Source organism: Gilliamella mensalis (assembly GCF_900103085.1).
GTDB lineage: Bacteria > Pseudomonadota > Gammaproteobacteria > Enterobacterales > Orbaceae > Gilliamella > Gilliamella mensalis.
The window spans coordinates 1-1,772 of the sequence record NZ_FMWR01000027.1; the positions used below are offsets into that span (position 1 = coordinate 1).

A 1,772-nucleotide genomic window follows, 5' to 3' on the forward strand; every position below is an offset into this window, starting at 1 on the left:
AAACTAAATTAACAAAATGTTGATTGAAAGTTGAAGCTGTTAGCTCTTTAAAAATAAGAAACAGACAATCTGTGTGGGCACTTGCAAGACGAAGAATTAAAAGTCTACGGACTTAAAAATATCAAGTCTTAATAAGTGACACTGAAGATTCATTTGAATATGTCAGAGACAGTTATTGAGCATCAAACTTTAAATTGAAGAGTTTGATCATGGCTCAGATTGAACGCTGGCGGCAGGCTTAACACATGCAAGTCGAACGGTAACATGAGTGCTTGCACTTGATGACGAGTGGCGGACGGGTGAGTAAAGTATGGGGATCTGCCGAATGGAAGGGGACAACAGTTGGAAACGACTGCTAATACCGTATAATGTCGCAAGACCAAAGCATGGGACTTTCGGGCCATGCGCCATTTGATGAACCCATATGGGATTAGCTAGTAGGTGGGGTAAAGGCTCACCTAGGCGACGATCTCTAGCTGGTCTGAGAGGATGACCAGCCACACTGGAACTGAGACACGGTCCAGACTCCTACGGGAGGCAGCAGTGGGGAATATTGCACAATGGGGGGAACCCTGATGCAGCCATGCCGCGTGTATGAAGAAGGCCTTCGGGTTGTAAAGTACTTTCGGTGATGAGGAAGGTAATGTATCTAATAGGTGCATTAATTGACGTTAATCACAGAAGAAGCACCGGCTAACTCCGTGCCAGCAGCCGCGGTAATACGGAGGGTGCGAGCGTTAATCGGAATGACTGGGCGTAAAGGGCATGTAGGCGGATAATTAAGTTAGGTGTGAAAGCCCTGGGCTCAACCTAGGAATTGCACTTAAAACTGGTTAACTAGAGTATTGTAGAGGAAGGTAGAATTCCACGTGTAGCGGTGAAATGCGTAGAGATGTGGAGGAATACCGGTGGCGAAGGCGGCCTTCTGGACAGATACTGACGCTGAGATGCGAAAGCGTGGGGAGCAAACAGGATTAGATACCCTGGTAGTCCACGCTGTAAACGATGTCGATTTGGAGTTTGTTGCCTAGAGTGATGGGCTCCGAAGCTAACGCGATAAATCGACCGCCTGGGGAGTACGGCCGCAAGGTTAAAACTCAAATGAATTGACGGGGGCCCGCACAAGCGGTGGAGCATGTGGTTTAATTCGATGCAACGCGAAGAACCTTACCTGGTCTTGACATCCACAGAATCTTGTAGAGATACGAGAGTGCCTTCGGGAACTGTGAGACAGGTGCTGCATGGCTGTCGTCAGCTCGTGTTGTGAAATGTTGGGTTAAGTCCCGCAACGAGCGCAACCCTTATCCTTTGTTGCCATTGGTTCGGCCGGGAACTCAAAGGAGACTGCCGTTGATAAAGCGGAGGAAGGTGGGGACGACGTCAAGTCATCATGGCCCTTACGACCAGGGCTACACACGTGCTACAATGGCGTATACAAAGAGAAGCGACCTCGCGAGAGCAAGCGGACCTCATAAAGTACGTCTAAGTCCGGATTGGAGTCTGCAACTCGACTCCATGAAGTCGGAATCGCTAGTAATCGTGAATCAGAATGTCACGGTGAATACGTTCCCGGGCCTTGTACACACCGCCCGTCACACCATGGGAGTGGGTTGCACCAGAAGTAGATAGCTTAACCTTCGGGAGGGCGTTTACCACGGTGTGGTTCATGACTGGGGTGAAGTCGTAACAAGGTAACCGTAGGGGAACCTGCGGTTGGATCACCTCCTTACGAAGCGCTTGTAAGTGTTCACACAGATTGTTTGTTTAGAAGA

General features: G+C 49.2%; 1 rRNA gene. It reads left to right on the forward strand.

The features are described 5' to 3' along the window. The first annotated feature begins 191 nt into the window (after positions 1-191). Positions 192-1,729, forward strand: a 16S ribosomal RNA gene (locus BQ5209_RS10410). Positions 1,730-1,772: the final 43 nt, after the last annotated feature.